The sequence below is a fragment of the Streptomyces hirsutus genome (genome assembly GCF_001418415.1).
GTDB classification, from domain to species: Bacteria; Actinomycetota; Actinomycetes; order Streptomycetales; family Streptomycetaceae; genus Streptomyces; species Streptomyces hirsutus.
On sequence record NZ_LIQT01000648.1, the window covers coordinates 1 to 1,402 of the forward strand.

Consider the following 1,402-nt stretch of genomic DNA (forward strand, 5'->3'; position numbering starts at 1 on the left):
GGAGCCGGGCGGGCCGTGAAGCGAAGCACCGACACGGTGGGCGGCTCCGCAGACCCCGGCGTTCCTCCGGCGACGAGCGGATGACCCATCGGTGACCAGTATGGAAGCATTTCGGTTACGCAGGGAGCAATGGAACTGCTCAGTAGTTCCGCTCTGCGGTACAGAGGGGAGTACCCCTTTGCGTCGCGGGCCTGCCGCCGTACGATGCCCCTCCGCTTCGGCCGCATGCGCAGGAGGGCACCGGCCACCGGCTCAGAGTGCCGCCTCCATACGGCGCACTGCCTCTCCGAGCACAGCGGCCGCCTCACCGAGACGGGCGCGAGTGAAGCGCAGCGAAGGGGCCGAGACGATCATCGCCGCCACGGCGCGGCCGCCCGGCTCCCGCACGGCGCCGCCCACCGCGGAGATGCCGCGCTCGGTACCTCCGATATTGACGGCGTAGCCCCGCCTGCGGACGGTCTCGAGCGTGCGGTGCAGTGTCTCGGGGTCGGTGTCCGCCTGCGCCGCGTGCCGGGTGCCGTAGATGTCGGCGAGCTCGGAGACACCCAGGTCGGCGAGGAGCGCCTTGCCTCCGGCGGAGAGGTGCGCGGGCAGGCTCACGCCCGTGCGGCTGCCGACGCGCAGAGCGTGCGTTCCCTCGATGCTGTGCAGGATGCGCGTCTCGGCCCCGGCCCGGACCGCCAGGTGCACCGTCTCGCCGAGCTGCCCGTTGAGCCAGAGCATGTGCGGCCGGGCGGTTTCCACGAGGTCGTACTCGGAGCGCTGGGACATCCCCAGGCGGTAGAGCGTGGGGCCGGGCCGGTACACCTTGTCGGCGCCCTGCACCGCGAAGCCGCGGCCGCGCAGAGTGGAGAGCAGACGATGAGCCGTGGACCGGGCCACGCCCAGCTCGTCGGCGGCCTCGCTCAGCCGCACGCGCCCCTGCTTGCGGAGCAGGAGCAGCAGGGAGAGGGCGTTCTCCACGGATTCCAGGCCCTGCGCGGGCTTGCCGCCCGCGCTCCGCGGTTCAGCTCCGGACTGCGGCGTACGCGCTGAGTTCTCCACAGCGGAATTCTATGACCGGGTCACGGAAAACGCGGGCTCCGGGAGTGTCAGTGCCCGGCCGTAGTCTTCGAGGGTGACGAGAGCTCTGGGCGCGGGGTTGCGGCGGGTGGTGGAGGCGGCCGACCCGGTCAGCGGGCGGGTCAAGGGGACCGGGGCCCAGCTTGCGGGGCTGGTCGAGCGAGGGCTGGCGTTCCGGCACCCCCGTGCGCCGCACGATCACTTCCTGACGCCGGCGGGGCATCGGATCCGGGAGGGGGACAGCGGCACGGAGGCGAAGAGCGGCGCCGGGGCGGAGGAGGGAACCGCCGGGGGTGCGGCCGCCGCCGACGGGGTGTTCGCCGCTCGGGTCGGCGGAAAG

At 72.9% G+C, this 1,402-nt stretch carries 1 protein-coding gene and 1 pseudogene; one reads left to right on the forward strand and one right to left on the reverse strand.

The genetic code is table 11. The features are described 5' to 3' along the window. Positions 1-252: 252 nt before the first annotated feature. The gene (locus AOK11_RS36610) at positions 253-1,044 is read right to left on the reverse strand and encodes an IclR family transcriptional regulator (protein ID WP_240497629.1); all 792 of its coding nucleotides are present in this window, start codon (positions 1,042-1,044) and stop codon (positions 253-255) included. 73 nt (positions 1,045-1,117) lie between these two features. Between AOK11_RS36610 and AOK11_RS45875 the strand changes: the two are divergent. Continuing rightward, a pseudogene (locus AOK11_RS45875) lies at positions 1,118-1,402 on the forward strand (hypothetical protein); the annotation flags it as partial.